The following is a 17386-nucleotide window of genomic DNA, read 5'->3' on the forward strand; positions in this document are numbered from 1 at the left end:
ATGAGCGGCGACAACTTCTGGCGCCACGGCGCCCTGGGCAGGTTCGGCCAGGGCGGCGCGCTGATCGATCCCGCGGCGATCCCGGAGCTGCACTACGACACCGGCGGGCTGCACGCCGACGCGGCGAGGCTGAGGTCGCTGGGTGGCAAGGTCGCCGCCAGCGCCGGAAAGATCAACAAGCGCTGGCAGGGCGGCCTCCCCGAGCACTACGACGCTCCAGAGCTGGGCGATCTGACCGCCGGCATGTCCCGGGTGGTGAGCAAGGCGACCCACGTCCGTACCGACCTGGAGGCCGCCGGCGAGGCCCTGACCGCGCTCGCCTCCGCCGTCGACGGGGCGATGCAGACGCTGGAGTGGCTGCGCGGGCAGGCGAGCGCGTTCCGCGCCTGGGCACTGAACTTCACCGAGGACTCGACGCTGGCCCACAAGACGCCGAAGGACTGGCGTACCGAGATCTACCCGGTGAGCGGGCGGCACGGGCACGAGGAGAACCTGAGCCTCTGCAACCAGGTCGGGGACACGCTCGACGCCGTACTGCGGGCGGAGCAGGCGTGCGTCTCGGCGCTGGAGGGGCACACCGACACCACGGCGCTGCCGGCGCCCGAGGACCTCCCGCCGGTACGCCCGTTCGGCAACGGCGCCCTGCGCGCCGACGACGCCGCGGCGGCCCGGGCGTACGGCGACTGGCGCCGGCTCGGCCTCACCGGCGGCGCGAACCTGCCCTGGGGCGGGATCCAGTCGCTGCCGAAGGAGCGCATCGACGTCCTGACCAAGGTCATCGCCGGCTTCCTGGACAGCACGGTCATCTCCAGCGCCAAGTACGCGGCCGGCTTCCTCGGGCTCTCCTTCGTCACCGCGCGGGACCCGGCGCACCGCGGCCAGCTCGGCCTGAAGTTCTCGGTGAAGACGTTCAAGCAGACGATGAGCGCCAACTACCGGATGTTCCTGGCCGGCCAGCCCACCAGCTACCTCGACGCGGGCCAGCGCCGGCAGAACATCGAGATCATCAAGGGGATCGGCACGTCGTTCGTCGCCTCCGACGAGAAGGACGGCGCCGTCCGGACCGGCAAGATCCTCGGCAACGTCTGGGGGCTGGTCGGCCCGTCGCCGGTGAAGGGGGCGGGCATCGCCCACGCGCTGGAGACGGTCAGCGCGAAGGGTGCCCGCATCGCCGAGCACGGCGGCTTCCTCGGCAAGGCCGCCGGCACCGCGCTCAGGGTGCCCGAGCTGGCCGCTAACGGCAAGTGGATCGGGCTCGACGTCCGGCTGGCCGGCAAGGCCCTCGGCGCCGGCGTCGACCTCGCCCAGCACCGGCTGCCGACCGTCGGCCACCTGCTCGACCGGGCCCGGGGCCTGGACCCGGGACACCTCGTCCACGACGCGGACGCGGCGACCGGTCCCGCCGCCGGGATCTCCCCGGCCCGTGGGTCCGGCGACGCGGTACCGCACGCCACGGACTGGGCCGCCCGCGAGCACGCCCGCCTCTCCGACCGGTACCACGAGCAGCGCGCCGCGCTGCACCAGCAGAGGCTGGACGCGCTGCGCCACGCCCCGGTCGAGGAGCACCCGCGGATCACCGACCGCTTCGACGCCGAACAGCGGAGCCTCAAGGACCGCTTCGACGCCGACCGGGCGGGCATCGGCGCGGAGGCCGAGCGGCGGATCGGCGCGGCGCACCGTACCGGCCTGTCGACCGGTTCCGCGGCGCACGACGCGGCCCGGATCGACGACCTCGTCTCGCGGCATCCCGACGCGGCCGGGCGGAGCCACGCCGTGCGCGACTACGTCGACCACCTCACCGCCGAGGAGCGCACCGCCCTGGCCCACCAGCACCCGGACCTCGTCCGGTCGCTGCGCGACGCCGTGCCGCCGCAGATGTACGCCGATGCGAACCGGGCCCGGGCCGAGCGGGACCTGGCGGCGCTGCTCGGCAAGGTCGGGCCGGACCACGAGCGGGTGGCGGCGCTGAAGGCCATGCTCGCCCCGTACCGCGACCCGGTGACCGGCCGGTACGGCGAGCCGACGCTGCTGCGGTACGACCCGGCCGAGGGGCGCGCGGTGGTGGCGTACGGCGACCTCGCCACCGCCGAACGCCGGGCGATCTTCGTACCGGGCATGTTCAACAACCTCGACAAGTTCCCCGGCTTCCGGCAGAGCATCGAGCGGTGGCTGGCCGACGGGGCGCGGGCCGACGCGCACCAGCGCACCGCCATGATCGCCTGGCTCGGCTACCAGCCGCCCGCCGGCGTCGGTGGGCTGCACACCCGCATCGCCCAGCGGGCCGCCAGCGACCTGCACGACTTCGTCGACGGCCTGCGACGCCAGCACCCGGGTGGCGAGACGGTGCTGGTGGCGCACAGCTACGGCACCCTCGTCGGCCGGTACGCGATCGAGCACGGCGCCCGGTTCGACTCGGTCGCCTTCCTGGGCAGCCCCGGCGTCGGCCGCGACCTGGAGAACCTGCTCCACCTGCCGGCCGCGCCCGGCCACGACCGGGTCTTCTGGGTCAACGCGAGCCGCGACCCGATCGCCTGGACCGGGTGGCACGCGGCCCCGCAGCACGGCGTGCACGTCGACGCGACCGGCGGCACCGGCCACAAGGTCGCCACCGGGTACGCCGCGGGCGACACCTCGAAGAGCATCGGCGCGATCATCGCGGGCCGGTACGACCAGGTGCGGGAGGCGCTGCCCCCGCTGCTGCGGCAGCGGCTGGCGACCGCGGGCGGCCGGGGGCTGACCGCGCTCGTCCGGGCGGCCTACGGCGACACCCTCGTACCGCCGGGCGCGGGCGAGTGGCTCTCCACCGTCGACGGACCCCGGTCCTACCCGCACGCCGACCCGGCCCACAACGCCTTCCAGCAGGCGTGGGCCCGGCTGCCGGAGCCGGTACGGGAGCAGGCGCTCGGCGTGGTGCTCTGGCAGAACGGCCCGATCAACACCACCGGCAAGATGCCCGGCGAGATGATCTGGCCGCAGCCGCCGAACACGGCCGGCGCGCAGCCGAGCTACCAGGCGGCGGTGGCGTTCCTGCAGCGGCACCCGGACCTGGCGATCGTGGAGTACCTGCGCCGCCACCCGCTGGCGGTCCCGGTCGCGCCGGACGCCCCGGCGACCACGGGATGAGCGACCGGCGGATCAGGTCCGGCCGCGGGCGGGGGGCGGCGTCCGGCCAGGGGACGAGCGGCCGGCGGGGGGCGGCGTCCGGCCACGGGACGAGCGGCCGGCCGATCGCACCCGACCACGGGGCGGGTGCGCGGCGGACGAGGCCCGACGGCCGGGTGGGCGGGTAGCGGATGGCGCGCGACTACGACACCCAGCTGCTGGAGTCGGTGGCGGTACGTCGCCGCCGGCTCCGGGACGCGCTGCTCTACGGATCGCTCGCCATCCGGCGGTCCTACGAGGAGAACCTCGGCCGGGCGATGGCCGGTGTGGTGGTGGCCGCCGTGCTGACCGGCGGCTGCGTCGGCTGGTCGTTCGTCCAGCACCAGATCGCGGTGCAGCAGCAGCAACAGCGGGAACAGCTCAACCCGACGGTCGGGCCGACCGGACCGGGCCGATGAGGAGGCAGCGTGGCGGCGCGTTACAGCCGGGTGACCGTGGTCGGCACCCGGCGCCGGTTGGACACCGTACTGCCGTCTGACGAACCGGTCGGGCGGCTCCTGCCGGACGTGCTGCGGCTGCTCGACGAGCCGATCTCCCGGCCGCCACGCCCGCGCCACCTGGTCACCCGTACCGGGGCGGTACTCGCCAGCGACGCCACGCTCGCCACCGCCGAGATCGCCGACGGCTCGGTGCTGGAACTCGTGGGCGTCGACGACAGCCCGCCCGCCCCGGTGGTGCACGACGTCACCGAGGAGACCGCCGACGGGCTCGCCCGCCGCTCCTGGCGCTGGGGTCCGGCAGCACGCCGCTGGACCGCGACCGGCGCGGGCAGTCTCGCGCTGCTGCTCGGCGCCGCGTTCCTGCGCGAGCTGGTGCCGGGCGCGGCGGCGCTGGTCTGGCTCACCGTGCTCGCCGGGGCCGGCTGCCTGCTCGGCGTCGCGCTGGGCCGGGTACGCGAGCCGCTCGGCACCGGCGTACTGCTCGCGGCCAGCGGCGTCGGGCTGGCGGCGGCGTGGACGGCGGGCGAGGGCTGGCCGGGGTACGCCCGCTGGGCGCTGCTGGCCGGACTCGCCGCGATCCTGCTGGCGCTGCACGGCGTCGCCACCCCGCTGGGGCGCGCCGGACTGGTCGGCGGCGCCTTCGGGCTCGTACTGACCGGGCTCTGGCTCGCCGGCGCGCTGCTGGAACTCCCGGCCGAGCGGCTGGCCGCCGTACTGGCCGCCGTCTCGATCATCCTGGTCGGACTGCTGCCCCGGATCGCCCTCTCCAGCGCCGGGCTGACCCGGCTCGACGACCGGCTGACCGGCGGCGCCGAGGTCACCCGCCGGGACGTCACCACCGCGCTCGACGCCGCGTACCGGGCGCTCGGCTTCGCCGTACTGGCCACGGCCGGGTCGGCCGCGCTCGCGGGCTGGCTGCTCGCGGCCCACCCGAACCGCTGGACGGCCCCGCTGGCCGGGCTGCTCGTGGTGATCCTGCTCAGCCGGGCGCGTACCTATCCGCTCGTCGGCGAGGTCCTCTCCCTGCTGGTCGCGGCGGTCGTCGTGCTGGTGGCGCTGCTGCTGGCCTGGCGGCGCGGCGCGGGCGAGGTGTCGGTGGCGATGCCGCTCGCGCTCGCCGTCGTGGCCGCGGGCTGCCTGGCCCTGGTCGCCGTCGAGCCGCCGCCGCACGTCCAGGCGCGGCTGCGCCGGATCGCCGACCGGATCGAGATGGTCGCCGTGGTGGCGGCGCTGCCCGTCGTGGTCGGCGTCTTCGGCGTCTACGGCCGGCTACTGCATGCGTTCTGAGGAGTTCGTGGTGAACCAGCCTGGTTGGCACAGCGACGTACTGGCCGACATCGGCGGCACCGAGGCCCGGACCGGCCGGCCGGACGGGACCACACCACCGGACCGCACGCCGGCACCGGACCGCACGCCGGCACCGGACGGTACGTCACCGCCGGACCGGCCGGCGTCGGGCCGCGCGACGGTACCGGTCCGTCCGGTCGCCTCGGGCCACGCGCCGGTACCGGGACAGTCGCTGCCCGCGGTCTTCCCCCGCCCACCGGCCCACCCGCCCGCGACCGTCGCACCGCCGCCGCCCGTCCCCGCACCGCCGCCCGCGACCGCCACGGCACCGCCGCCGCCCGTTCCCGTGGCACCGCCGCCGCCCGTACCCGTGGCACCGCCCGCGCCGCCGGCCGTCGCCGCGACCGCGCCGGTGCCGACGTCGTCGGCGTACCCGGTGCCGGTGCGGCCGGCGCCGCTCGTGCCGTACTCCGACGGGCCGCCCGCCCCGGCCGGCCCGTCCGCGCTCGACGCGCTGGTCCGGCGCCAGCCGCACGGCGACGGCGTGCGGCGCGGCATCGTCCGGGCGGCCCGGCGGGCCCTCGGCGCCAGCGCCTCCGCCGACGCCTACGCCGTCGCCAACGACCTGCGCCAGGTGGTGCAGCCGGTCACCACCTGCCGCCGGCTGCTGGTCTGCGGGGTACGCGGCGGCGCCGGCGCCACCACCCTCGCCGCCCTGCTCGGCCTCGCGTACCTCGGCCACCGCCGCGAGCGGACGCTGACCATGGACGTGACCCGGGGCGACGGCTCGCTGGCGTTCCGGCTGAGCGACGCGGCGGTCTGGCCGTACCAGGAGGTCGCCGAGCTGGGCCGCCACCCCGACGTGGAGCGCGCCGCCCGGCTGGTGCGGGCCCGCGACCAGCTCAGCATCCTGCCCCGCCCGGCCGGCGTCGGGGTCGACGACTACTGGACGGCGAGCGCCGTGCTGACCCGCTTCTTCAGCCTCGCCGTCGTCGACGGCGGGCACGGCGCCCTGACCGAGCCGGGGCACCTCGACCGGGCGCACGTGCTCGTCCTGGCCATCCCGGCCACCGTGGACGGTCTGCGTACCGCCCTCGACTGGGTGGGCCGGGCGGGGCCTCAGACGTGGCGGCGGACCGTACCGGTGCTGGTCGAGCACGCCCCGGACGGCGGGCTGCGCCGGGACGCCACCCTGCGGGCCCTCGACGACGCCGCCGCCCCCGCGACCTGGGTCGGGTACGACCGCAGCCTCGCCACCGGCGGCGCCCTGCAACCCCGGCGGCTGAGCCAGCGGACCGTCGACTCGGTGCTGCGCGTGGCGGGCGCCGCCCTGACCCGGGCCTGCGGTGAGCGCCGGTGACCACCCGACTCGTCCATCGCCCGGCCCGCGCCACCCGCCCACCGGCCGAGACCGCGCCGCGCCCGGTGGAGTCGCCGCCCACGCTCCCCGACGGCAAGGCCGGATCCAACCTGCTCATGCTGCTGCCCGCGGTCGGCATCGCCGGCTCGCTGTCGATGATGCTCTTCTCCCGGGGCAGCGGCTTCGCCGTGATCGGCGCGCTGGTGCTGGTCGTCGCGCTGGCCGCGAGCGGGCTGCTGATGCTCTCCCAGCGGGGCCAGGCCGCGCGGGCCCGCCGGCAGCAGCGCGAGCGGTACCTCGACTACCTGGAGGAGCTGCGGGAGAGCCTCGCGGAGCAGGAGCGCGCCGCCCGGGTCCGGGGTCGGCTGCTCAACCCGTCGGTGGAGGCGCTGTTCGACCTGGTCCGTGACCCGGCGCGGCGGTGGGAGCGGCGCCGCGGCGACGCGGACTTCCTCGCCGTACGGGTCGGGCTCGGCACCGTACCGGTGCAGCGGCTCGACCTGCCCGACCGGGGTACCGCGCTGGTGCCCACCGACCCGTTCATGCTGGCCGAGGCGCGCGCGATGGTACGCCGCTTCGGCAGCGCCCCGGGGATGCCGCTGGTGGTGCCGCTGGACCGGGCCGGGGACGTCAGCATCGTCGGGCCGCGCGAATCCGTGCTCCGCGCGGCGCGGGCGCTGCTCTGCCAGCTCGCCGCGCTGCACGCGCCGGACGACGTGGCGCTGGCCCTGGCGCACCCGCCGGACCGGGAGGGCGACTGGGCCTGGGTCCGCTGGCTGCCGCACGTGCTCGACCCGGAGCGGCAGGACGGGACGGTCCCGCTGCGCCGGATCGCGGCCGACCCGGCGGCGCTGCGGATCCTGCTGCACGACGAGCTGACCCGCCGCGCCGCGCAGGTCGACGAGCTGCGACGCAACCTGGGCGACCGGCGCGGTACCGCGCGGATGCGCCGGCTGGTGGTGGTGCACGACACGTACGGTTCGGTCGCCCAGGAGCTGGCCCTGCCCGATCCGGCCACCTCCGCCGGGCAGCTCGGCGTCACCGTGCTGCACCTGGTCGCCGACCGGCTGCGAGAGCCGGACCAGGTGGCGGTGCGGCTCACCGTCGGCGGTACCGAGGTCGTGGTCGAGGAGTTGGGCGGGCCCGCGCCCGGGGTGCGTGCCGGCCGGGTCGACCCGGTCACGCCGGCGCTCGCCGAGGGGCTGGCCCGGCTGCTCGCCCCGCTGCGGCTCTCGCCCGACTCGGTCGAGGAGCACACCCAGGCCGGCCCGGTGGACGTGGTCGGGCTGCTCGGCGCCGACGACCCGGCCCGGCTCGACGTACCGCGGCTGTGGCGTGACCGCGGCGAGCGCGGTTTCCTGCGGGTACCGATCGGCGTGGACGACCAGGGCCGGCCGGTGGTGCTCGACCTGAAGGAGTCGGCGCAGCTCGGCATGGGCCCGCACGGGCTCTGCGTGGGGGCGACCGGCTCCGGCAAGAGCGAGCTGCTCCGGATGCTGGTGCTGGCGCTGGCCATGACCCATCCGCCGGAGCGGGTGGCGATGGTGCTGATCGACTACAAGGGCGGGGCGACCTTCGCGCCCTTCGGCTCGCTGCCGCACGTCGCCGGGGTGATCACCAACCTGGAGGACGACGCGGGGCTGGTCGAGCGGGTGTACGCCAGCCTCGACGGCGAGGTCAAGCGCCGCCAGCAGGTGCTGCGCGACGGCGGCAACATCGCCGACGTGGCCGACTACCACGCGCTGCGCGCCGAGCGGCCCGAGCTGCCGCCACTGCCGCACCTGCTGGTCATCATCGACGAGTTCGGCGAGCTGCTCACCGCCCGGCCGGACTTCATCGAGCTGTTCCTCACGATCGGGCGGATCGGCCGGAGCATCGGCATCCACCTGCTCCTGTCCAGCCAGCGGATCGAGGGCGGCAAGCTCAGGGGGCTGGACGCGTACCTGTCGTACCGGCTGGGGCTGCGGACGTTCTCCGAGTCGGAGAGCCGTACGGTGCTGGAGACGCCGGACGCCTTCCACCTGCCGCCGCTGCCCGGGTTCGGCTTCCTGAAGGTGGACACCACCATCTACCAGCGGTTCAAGGGCGGCTACGTCTCCGGCCGGTACCGCCCGCCCGCCGACCGGCCCCTGCCGGCCGTGCCGGAGGCGCCGAAGGTCGGCGAGTACCGCCAGTACAACGCCCCGGCCCGCGCCGACGACGAGGTCCCGGTGGAGCTGCCGGAACGCTCGGTCGGCGCCACCCTCATGGGCGTCGTGATCGAGCAGCTCGCCGCGGCGGCCCGGCCCGTGCACCAGATCTGGCTGCCGCCGATGCCCGCCCTGCTCACCCTCGACCGGGTGGCCGGGCCGGTACGCGCGGGCGCGGACGGGCTGGCGTTCGCCGTCGACCTCCCGCCGATGCGGATCCCGCTCGGGCTCGTCGACGACCCGGCCCGGCAGCGGCAGGGCGTCTGGGCGCTCGACCTCACCGACGCGGGCGGCCACCTCGCCGTCATCGGCGGGCCGCAGTCGGGCAAGACCACGCTGCTGCGTACGTTGGTCACCGCGCTCGCCCTCACGCACACGCCGCGCCAGGTCGCGGTCTACGGCGTGGACCTGGTCGGCTCCGGGCTCGGCGCGCTCGGCGCGTTCCCGCACGTCGGCGGAGTAGCCGGGCGGGGCGACCGGGAGCGGGTCCGGCGCACCGTCGAAGAGGTCCGGGCCATGCTGGAGCAGCGCGAGCGGCTCTGCCGGGAGCTGGGCGTCGACTCGGTCGAGCAGCTGCGCGCCCGCCACGCGCGGGGCGAGGTCGCCGAACTGCCCAGCGCCGACGTGCTGCTGGTGGTAGACGGCATCGGCGCGCTGCGCGACGACTTCGAGGAACTGGAACCGCTCGTCGCCGACCTGCTGCAACGCGGCGGCGGGTACGGCGTGCACGTGGTCGCGACGATGCTGCGCTGGAACGACGTGCGGATCGCGTTGCAGGCGACCTTCGGCAGCCGGGTGGAGCTGCGGCTCGGCGATCCGAGCGACTCGTCCATCGCGCGCCGGCTCGCCGAGACCATCCGCACCGACCAGCCGGGGCGGGCGCTCACCACCGACCAGCTCTTCGCCCAGGTCGCGCTGCCCCGGATCGACGGGGTCACGGCCACGGCGGGGCTCACCGAGGCGGTCGAGCAGGTCGCCGGGATGGTACGTCGGGCCTGGCCCGGCGAGCCGGCCCCGGCGGTACGGGTGCTGCCGCACCGCCTGCCGGCCCGGTTGCTGCCGGACGCGGCCCGCGAGCCGGTGCGGGTGCCGATCGGCGTGGACGAGCTGGCGCTGCACCCCGTCGGGCTGGACCTCTTCGGCACCGACCAGCACCTGCTGGTTCTCGGCGACGACGGCTGCGGCAAGACGAACCTGTTGCGGCTGGTCGCGCACGGGCTGGTCGAGCGGTACACCGCCAAGGAGCTGGCGCTCGCGGTGATGGACCCGCGCGGGCTGCTGCGCGACGTGGCGCCGGAGGAGTACGTCGGCGGGTACGGCCACAACCCCCGGCTCTGCGCCTCGCTGGCGGTCGGGGTCGCCAAGGAACTCGCCAAGCGGGTGCCGGACGACCCGGGTGGGCGTCCGCCGGCCGACGGTACGACCGACACCCGGATCGTCGTGCTCATCGACGACTACGACCTGCTCACGGCGACCAACCAGCGCCCACTGGAGGCGCTGCTGCCGTACCTGCCGGCGGCCCGGGACCTCGGGCTGCACGTGGTGGTGACCCGCCGCGTGGCCGGCGCGTCCCGGGCGCTGTACGACCCGTTCCTGCTCGCCCTGCGCGAGAACGGCGCGACCGGGCTGGTGATGGCCGGCGAGCGCGCCGAGGGGCAGCTCTTCCCGGGCGTCCACGCGGGACCACAGCCGGCCGGCCGGGGCTGGTGGGTACGGCGGGGCGAGCCGGTGCGGCTGGTGCAGACCGCGGTCGACGGGGAACAGCGGTGAGCCGGGACGTGATAGCGCTGCTGCCGGCGGCCCCGGACGTACCGGCGATGCTGGCCGCCATGGCCGCCGCGGGCGAGGAGTTGCTGGTGCTGCCGGCGGCCGGCAGGGCGGTACTGCAACTCTGCGACGCGGCCGACCCGGAGCACGTCCGGCCGCTGCTCAGCATCGAGGAACCGCTCATGGTGACGGTGCCGGGCGAGGTGACCCGGCTGCTCGGCGCGGAGGTGGGCGTCGAGGTACCCACCCCGGTCTGGTGGGTCGAGGCCCGGGCCGCCGCCACGCCGGAACGCGCCGTGCGGCTCGCGTACCGGTTCGCCGGAGCGCTGGTACGACGCCTCGGCGGCGTCGTCTGGCCACCCCCACCCGCACCCCACCCGCACCCCCGCCCGCCGATCTAGGGCAAATCCCCGTTGATTGATCTCCAATCACCACGATTTGCCCTAGATCGACGAGGCGGGCCGGCATGAGAAACGAGACGAGGAAGGCGTTGGGAATGGAACGGCATGAGCCGACGCGGCTGGACATGCGGACCTACCTGGAGCGGTACGCGCCGCTGGCCCCCGGTGCGGCCGCGGCCTTCGGCCGGGAGCTGGCCGAACGGCTGGCCGAACGGCACGCCGACGGGCGGGTCCAGGGCCCGGTCGAGAGCATCCTGGTCGACGTGGACGAGGCGGACGGTACGGCCTCGCCGGTGCTCACCGACCCCGATCCGGGGCCGGAGCCCGGCCCCGCCCCGGCCGGCTGGGCGCCGGCCGACGACGTCTTCTGCGTCGGCGTCGTCCTCGCCTACCTGCTCGGCAGCGGGCTGACCCCGCAGGGGGAGGCGCCGCCCCGGCCCGCGACCGTGCCCGAGCCGCTCTGGTCCCTGGTCGCCGAGGCCCTGCGGCCCGATCCGGTCGCGCGTCCGGCGGCGGCGGCGCTGGCGGAGCGGTTGGGCGAGACCGCCGATCGGCTCGACGAGGATCCGTCGGCGTACCCGGCCGCCGCCGGCGAGCCGGAGGTCGGGTTCGGGCCGGACGGTACGGCGGGCGCCCTGCGCGCCCCGACCCAGGAGTTCCCGCCGCTGCTGCCCGGCCACCGCCCGGCAAACCCGGACCGGTCCGCCGACCCCGGCCCGGCCTACCTCGCCTACGAAACCGCCGACCCGGACTTCGCCGACCCCGATCCCGGCCCGGCCTACCTCACCCACGGAACCGCCGACCCCGATCCCGTCCCCGCCTACCTCGCCCACGAAAGTGCCGGCCCCGATCCCGACCCGGCCTACCTCGCCTACGGAAGTGCCGGTGCCGGAACCGGGGCGGACCAGACCGCGGCCATGATCCCCGGTCTGGGCCCGGCACCCGAGCCCGGCGCGGCTCCGGAGTCGGGCCCTCAGCCGGGTCCGGTCGGGCTGGACGGCTCGCCCCGGCCGCCCGACCGGCGGGGCCCGTACCTGATCGCGGGCGTGAGCGCGGCGATCGTGCTCGTCGTGGTCGGCGTGGTCTACGCGGTGCTCGGCTCCTCGTCCGGCGGACGCACCCCGGCGGCGGCCGGTACGTCGGCCGTGACGGAGCCGGCCGGCACGGGACCGGCCGCGCCGCCACCGGTCACGCCGAGCGCCCTGCCGACCCTCACCCCCGTGGCGACGCCCACCCGGGCGACGCCGACCGCCCCGCCCACCCGGACCAGCCGCCCGACGCCGGCGCGTACCCCGTCGCGTACACCCGCCGAACCGCGTACGCCGACCACGGTCTGCCTGCAACCGGACTGCTCCGCCCGGGTCACCTTCCAGCCGCAGAACGGGCATCTGATCGTCTGCGACGAGCGCAAGGACGGCTTCTCGGCGATCGGCATCTACAGCCGGTCGGACGTCGTACCGACCGACGAGCGGCGGGTGTGGAACAGCGACGCGGTGGGCAGCTGCGTCGACCGGGACCTGGAGCTGCCGAAGGGGATCAAGGTCACCTTCAAGGCGTGCATCGGCGAGCGCCCGACCCTGACCGTCACCGCGTGCAGCGCGCCGGCCACCCGGTCGTACTGATCCCGGCGCCGGTCGCGCTGATGGGGCCGGTCGGGCCGGTCGCGCGGACCGGCCGCGCGGGGCGACCGGCCGTGCCTGGTCGTCAGCTCGGTGAGCCCCAACGGGCCTGCTCCAGCACCTCGACCGCCCGGGCCCGCCCGTCCGGGTCGTCCGAGCGGAGCAGCGTCGTGGCCTCGTCGACCGCCTCGGAGAGCACCCGCCAGCGGGCCTCGCGCTCGCGTACCGCCTCGGACTGGGCGCTGAGCTGGCGGGTCTTGGTCCAGAGTTCGACGAAGACGGAGACCTTGGCGCGCAGTACCCACGGGTCGAACGGCTTGGTGAGGTAGTCCACCGCACCGACCGCGTACCCGCGCAGGGCGAGCTGGGCGTCCCGGTCCGCGGCGGTCAGGAAGATGATCGGTACGTGCCGGGTGCGCTCGCGCCGCTTGATGTGGCTGGCCGTCTCGAAGCCGTCCATGTCGGGCATCTGCGCATCGAGCAGGATGACCGCGAAATCGTCCACCAGCAGCTGCTTGAGGGCCGCCTCGCCGCTCTCGACCGCCACCGAGCGGACCGGCAGGCCCTGCAGGATCGCCTCCAGCGCCAGGAGGTTCTCGCGCCGGTCGTCGACCAGCAGGGCCTTCGCCACCTCGCTCACAGCCGCTCCCCCGTCCGCCCGGTCATGCCAGCGCCCCTTCCCGTCCGGTCGTCCGTCACTCGGTGATCTCCCGTCCGGTGCCGTTGACCCAGGCGGCCATCAGCTCGATCAGCTCGTCCAGGTCCACCGGCTTGGTGATGTAGTCGCTCGCCCCGGCCGCCACCGCCGCGTCCCGGTCCCCCGGCATCGCCTTGGCGGTCAGGAAGACCACCGGCAGGTCGGCGAAGCGATGGTTACGGCGAATCGCCCGAGTCGTCTCGTACCCGTCCTGATCGGGCATCATCGCATCCATCAGTACGATGTCGACCTCCGGGTGCTCGGCGAGGAGCCGTACGCCGTCCGAGCCGTTGTCCGAGTAGAGCACCGTCATGCCGTGCAGCTCCAGGGCGCTGGTCAGCGCGAAGACGTTCCGCACGTCGTCGTCGATGATCAGCACCGTGGCACCGTCGAGCTGCCGCATGGCCGGCGTGTTCCGTACCTCGGTCTCCGGCTCGGTCGGCAGCAGCAGCGGCGGCAGGCCGCCCCGGGCCGGCGACGCCGGTACCGGCAGCGGCGCCGCCACCGGGGCCGACCCGAGCACGTCCGGCACGTACAGGGTGAAGGTGGAGCCCTGCCCCGGCGCGGACGAGACGCTGATCGTGCCCCCGATCAGCCGGGCGAGGTCCCGGGAGATCGACAGACCCAGCCCCGTACCGCCGTAGCGCCGGCTGGTCGTGCCGTCGGCCTGCTGGAATGCCTCGAAGATCAGCGACAGCTTGTCGTCCGAGATCCCGATCCCGGTGTCGATCACCGTGAACGCCACCACCTGCCGGGCCGTCGCCAGCGCCGGCACGTCGAAGTACGCGTTCTCCGGCGCCGGCGCGATCCGCAGCGTCACCGCCCCGTTGTCGGTGAACTTCACCGCGTTCGAGAGCAGGTTGCGCAGGATCTGCTGGAGCCGCTGCGCGTCGGTGACCAGCGTCTCGGGCAGCTCCCGGGAGATGCGTACCTGGAAGTCCAGCCCCTTCTCCTCGGCCTGCGGCGCGAACGCCTGCTCGACGTAGCCGCGGATCTCGGTGAACCGCACCTCGGTCGGCTCGACGTCCATCCGACCCGCCTCGATCTTGGCGAGGTCGAGGATGTCGTCGATCAGCCGGAGCAGGTCCGACCCGGCGCTGTGGATCGTCTTGGCGAACTCGATCTGCTTCTCGGTCAGGTTCTCCTCGGAGTTGTCGGCGAGCAGCCGGGCCAGCAGCAGCAGCGAGTTCAGCGGCGTACGCAGCTCGTGGCTCATGTTCGCCAGGAACTCCGACTTGTACGCCGAGGCCCGGGCGAGCTGCTGCGCCTTCTCCTCCAGCCCGATCCGGGCCATCTCGATCTCGCGGTTCTTGGTCTCGATGTTGCCCTTCTGCTCCGAGAGCAGCTGCGCCTTGTCCTCCAGTTCGGCGTTGGTGCGCTGGAGTTCGGCGGACTGTTCCTGGAGTTCGTGCGCGAGCCGCTGGGACTGGGCCAGCAGCTCCTCGGTACGCCGGTTGGCCTGGATGGTGTTGACCGCGATGCCGATGGTGGCGACCAGCCGCTCCAGGAAGGCCAGGTGCAGTTCGGAGAAGGCGGCCACGCTGGCGAACTCGATCACGCCGAGCAGCTCGCCCTCGAAGAGCACCGGCAGCACGACCAGGTCGGCCGGGGGTGTCTCGGCGAGTCCGGAGCGGAGCGTGAGCTTGTTGCCGCTGGGGGCGCTGACCCGAATGGTGCGCCGGGAGAGCGCGGCCTGCCCGACCAGCCCCTCGCCGGGGCCGAACGTGACGTCGTGGTGCCGGGCCACGTAGCCGTACGAGGCGGTCAGCCGCAGCCGCAGCACCGCCTCCTCCCGGTCGGCCAGGAAGAACGCGCCGAGCTGCGCGTCGACCAGCGGGGTGACCTCCATCATGATCATGCGGCAGACCTCGCCGAGGTCCCGCTGGCCCTGCAACAGACCGCTGATCCGGGCCAGGTTGGAGTCGAGCCAGCCCTGCTCGGCGTTCTTCTTGGTGGTCTCCCGCAGGGTCACGATCATCTGGTTGATGTTGTCCTTCAGCTCCGCGACCTCGCCCTGCGCTTGGACGGTGATCCGCTGGGTGAGATCGCCGCGGGTCACCGAGGTGCTGACCCGCGCGATCGCGCGGAGCTGGGTGGTCAGCGTGGAGGCGAGCTGGTTCACGTTCTCGGTGAGGTCGCGCCAGGTGCCGGAGACCCCGACCACCTGCGCCTGACCGCCCAGCTTCCCCTCGATGCCCACCTCGCGGCCGACCCGGGTCACCTCGTCGGCGAAGGACGAGAGCTGGTCGACCATCGTGTTGATGGTGTTCTTGAGCTCCAGGATCTCGCCCTGCGCGTCCACCGTGATCTTCTGGCCGAGGTCGCCCCGGGCCACGGCCGTGGTCACCGAGGCGATGTTCCGCACCTGCGAGGTCAGGTTCGACGCCATCGAGTTCACGTTGTCGGTCAGGTCCCGCCAGGTGCCCGAGACGCCCTTCACCTGCGCCTGACCGCCCAGCTTCCCCTCGGTACCGACCTCGCGCGCCACCCGCGTGACCTCGTCGGCGAACGACGACAGCTGGTCCACCATCGTGTTCACCGTCGACTTCAACTCCAGGATCTCGCCCTGCGCGTCAACGGTGATCTTCTGCGACAGGTCGCCCTTCGCGACCGCGGTCGATACCTGGGCGATGTTACGTACCTGGGCGGTGAGGTTCGACGCCATCGAGTTCACGTTGTCGGTCAGGTCCCGCCAGGTACCGGCGACGCCGCGCACCTGGGCCTGACCGCCCAGCTTGCCCTCGGTACCGACCTCGCGCGCCACCCGCGTGACCTCGTCGGCGAACGACGACAGCTGGTCCACCATCGTGTTCACCGTCGACTTCAACTCCAGGATCTCGCCCCGGGCGTCGACCGTGATCTTCTGCGACAGATCGCCCTTCGCGACCGCCGTGGTCACGGACGCGATGTTCCGCACCTGCGAGGTCAGGTTCGACGCCATCGAGTTCACGTTGTCGGTCAGGTCCCGCCAGGTACCGGAGACCCCCTTCACCTGCGCCTGACCGCCCAGCTTCCCCTCGGTACCGACCTCGCGCGCCACCCGCGTGACCTCGTCGGCGAACGACGACAGCTGGTCCACCATCGTGTTGACGGTCTGCTTCAGCTCCAGGATCTCGCCCTGCGCGTCGACCGTGATCTTCTGGCTCAGGTCGCCCTTCGCGACGGCGGTGGAGACCTGCGAGATGTTCCGCACCTGCGAGGTGAGGTTGCCGGCGAGCTGGTTCACGTTCTCGGTGAGGTCCCGCCAGGTGCCCGAGACGCCGCGTACCTGCGCCTGACCGCCCAGCTTCCCCTCGATGCCCACCTCGCGGGCCACCCGGGTCACCTCGTCGGCGAACGACGACAGCTGGTCCACCATCGTGTTGACGGTGTCCTTCAGCTCCAGGATCTCGCCCTGCGCGGCCACGGTGATCTTCTGGCTCAGGTCGCCCCGGGCCACCGCGGTCGAGACCTGGGCGATGTTGCGCACCTGGGCGGTCAGGTTCGACGCCATCGAGTTGACGCTGTCGGTGAGGTCCTTCCAGGTGCCCGCGACGTTCGGCACCTCGGCCTGGCCGCCGAGCTTCCCCTCGGTACCGACCTCGCGGGCGACCCGGGTCACCTGCTCGGCGAAGAGCCGCAGGGTGTCGGTGAGCGAGTTGATCGTGTGCGCCAGCTCGGCCACCTCGCCCTTGGCGGAGACCGTGATCTTCTGGCTCAGGTCGCCGCGCGCCATCGCGGTACAGACCTGTGAGATGGACCGCACCTGGTACGTCAGGTTCGAGGCCATCGTGTTCACCGAGTCGGTGAGGTCCTTCCAGGTGCCGGCGACGCCCCGTACGTCGGCCTGGCCGCCCAGTTCGCCCTCGGTGCCCACCTCGCGGGCGACCCGGGTCACCTCGTTCGAGAAGGACGAGAGCTGGTCCACCATCGTGTTGACCGTGCGGCCGATGCGCAGGTACTCACCGCGCAGCGGCCGGCCGTCGATCTCCAGGGCCATGTGCTGGGACAGGTCGCCGTTGGCGACGGCCACGATGACCCGGCCGATCTCGGTGGTCGGCCGCCCCAGGTCGTCGACGAGCGAGTTGATCGCCCGGTGCCCCTCGACCCAGGCGCCGTCCAGCCCCTCCTCGTCGAGCCGCTCGGTCAGCCGACCGTCCCGGCCGACGATCCGGCTGATCCGCCGTACGTCCAGGTGTTGGCGCTCCAGCAGCGCCACCACGTCGTTGAAGGCGTCGGCGACCTCCGAGGCCGCCCCGGAGCGCCGGGGTAGTCGTACCTTGAACTCGCCTCGGCGCACCCGTCGGAGGGCGTCAGCGAGTTCGCCGAGCAGGATCGCGTCGTCTGAGGCGGTTTGTTCCGCGGCAGGCAGTTGGTTCGCCGTGGTCATCGTTCCTCGCTTGCTCGGGGAGGTAGCACGTCGCGCCGACCCGCGCGCCGGCCGGCATTCCCATCATTGTGCCTTCACCCGGCCGAATCGACCCC

Annotated in this window: 9 protein-coding genes; 7 read left to right on the top strand and 2 right to left on the bottom strand. The window is 74.2% G+C overall.

What is annotated here, in order from left to right; translation table 11 throughout:
• From AB0J86_RS00155 to AB0J86_RS00185, 7 genes are all read left to right on the top strand, one after another.
• Positions 1–3123 (top strand): alpha/beta hydrolase, encoded by a 3123-nt coding sequence (locus AB0J86_RS00155; protein ID WP_363850076.1) that lies wholly within the window; start codon positions 1–3, stop codon positions 3121–3123.
• Positions 3124–3293: 170 nt separating this feature from the next.
• Complete coding sequence (locus AB0J86_RS00160) at positions 3294–3560, top strand: hypothetical protein (RefSeq protein ID WP_363850079.1); 267 nt, start codon at positions 3294–3296, stop codon at positions 3558–3560.
• A 9-nt stretch (positions 3561–3569) separates the two neighbouring features.
• Positions 3570–4889: a type VII secretion integral membrane protein EccD gene (eccD, locus tag AB0J86_RS00165; protein ID WP_363850081.1), complete on the top strand. Its 1320-nt coding sequence runs from the start codon at positions 3570–3572 to the stop codon at positions 4887–4889.
• 10 nt (positions 4890–4899) lie between these two features.
• Positions 4900–6249, top strand: a complete 1350-nt coding sequence (locus AB0J86_RS00170; protein ID WP_363850083.1) for a hypothetical protein — start codon at positions 4900–4902, stop codon at positions 6247–6249.
• Positions 6246–10208 carry a type VII secretion protein EccCa gene (gene eccCa / locus AB0J86_RS00175; protein ID WP_363850085.1) on the top strand — a complete coding sequence of 1321 codons (3963 nt, stop codon included), beginning with the start codon at positions 6246–6248 and terminating at the stop codon, positions 10206–10208. The genes AB0J86_RS00170 and eccCa overlap by 4 nt, the downstream gene beginning before the upstream one ends.
• Positions 10205–10606: a hypothetical protein gene (locus AB0J86_RS00180; protein ID WP_363850087.1), complete on the top strand. Its 402-nt coding sequence runs from the start codon at positions 10205–10207 to the stop codon at positions 10604–10606. Before eccCa ends, AB0J86_RS00180 begins: the two co-directional genes overlap by 4 nt.
• A gap of 95 nt (positions 10607–10701) precedes the next feature.
• Positions 10702–12228 carry a hypothetical protein gene (locus tag AB0J86_RS00185; RefSeq protein ID WP_363850090.1) on the top strand — a complete coding sequence of 509 codons (1527 nt, stop codon included), beginning with the start codon at positions 10702–10704 and terminating at the stop codon, positions 12226–12228.
• Positions 12229–12310: 82 nt separating this feature from the next.
• Here the strand turns inward: AB0J86_RS00185 and AB0J86_RS00190 are convergent, their stop codons facing one another.
• Together AB0J86_RS00190 and AB0J86_RS00195 are read right to left on the bottom strand one after the other, a co-directional pair.
• Positions 12311–12865 carry a response regulator gene (locus tag AB0J86_RS00190; RefSeq protein WP_363850092.1) on the bottom strand — a complete coding sequence of 185 codons (555 nt, stop codon included), beginning with the start codon at positions 12863–12865 and terminating at the stop codon, positions 12311–12313.
• A 55-nt stretch (positions 12866–12920) separates the two neighbouring features.
• Positions 12921–17291, bottom strand: a complete 4371-nt coding sequence (locus AB0J86_RS00195; protein WP_363850094.1) for a HAMP domain-containing protein — start codon at positions 17289–17291, stop codon at positions 12921–12923.
• Positions 17292–17386: the final 95 nt, after the last annotated feature.

The sequence above is a fragment of the Micromonospora sp. NPDC049559 genome, from assembly GCF_040676675.1.
Lineage (GTDB): Bacteria > Actinomycetota > Actinomycetes > Mycobacteriales > Micromonosporaceae > JBFAPK01.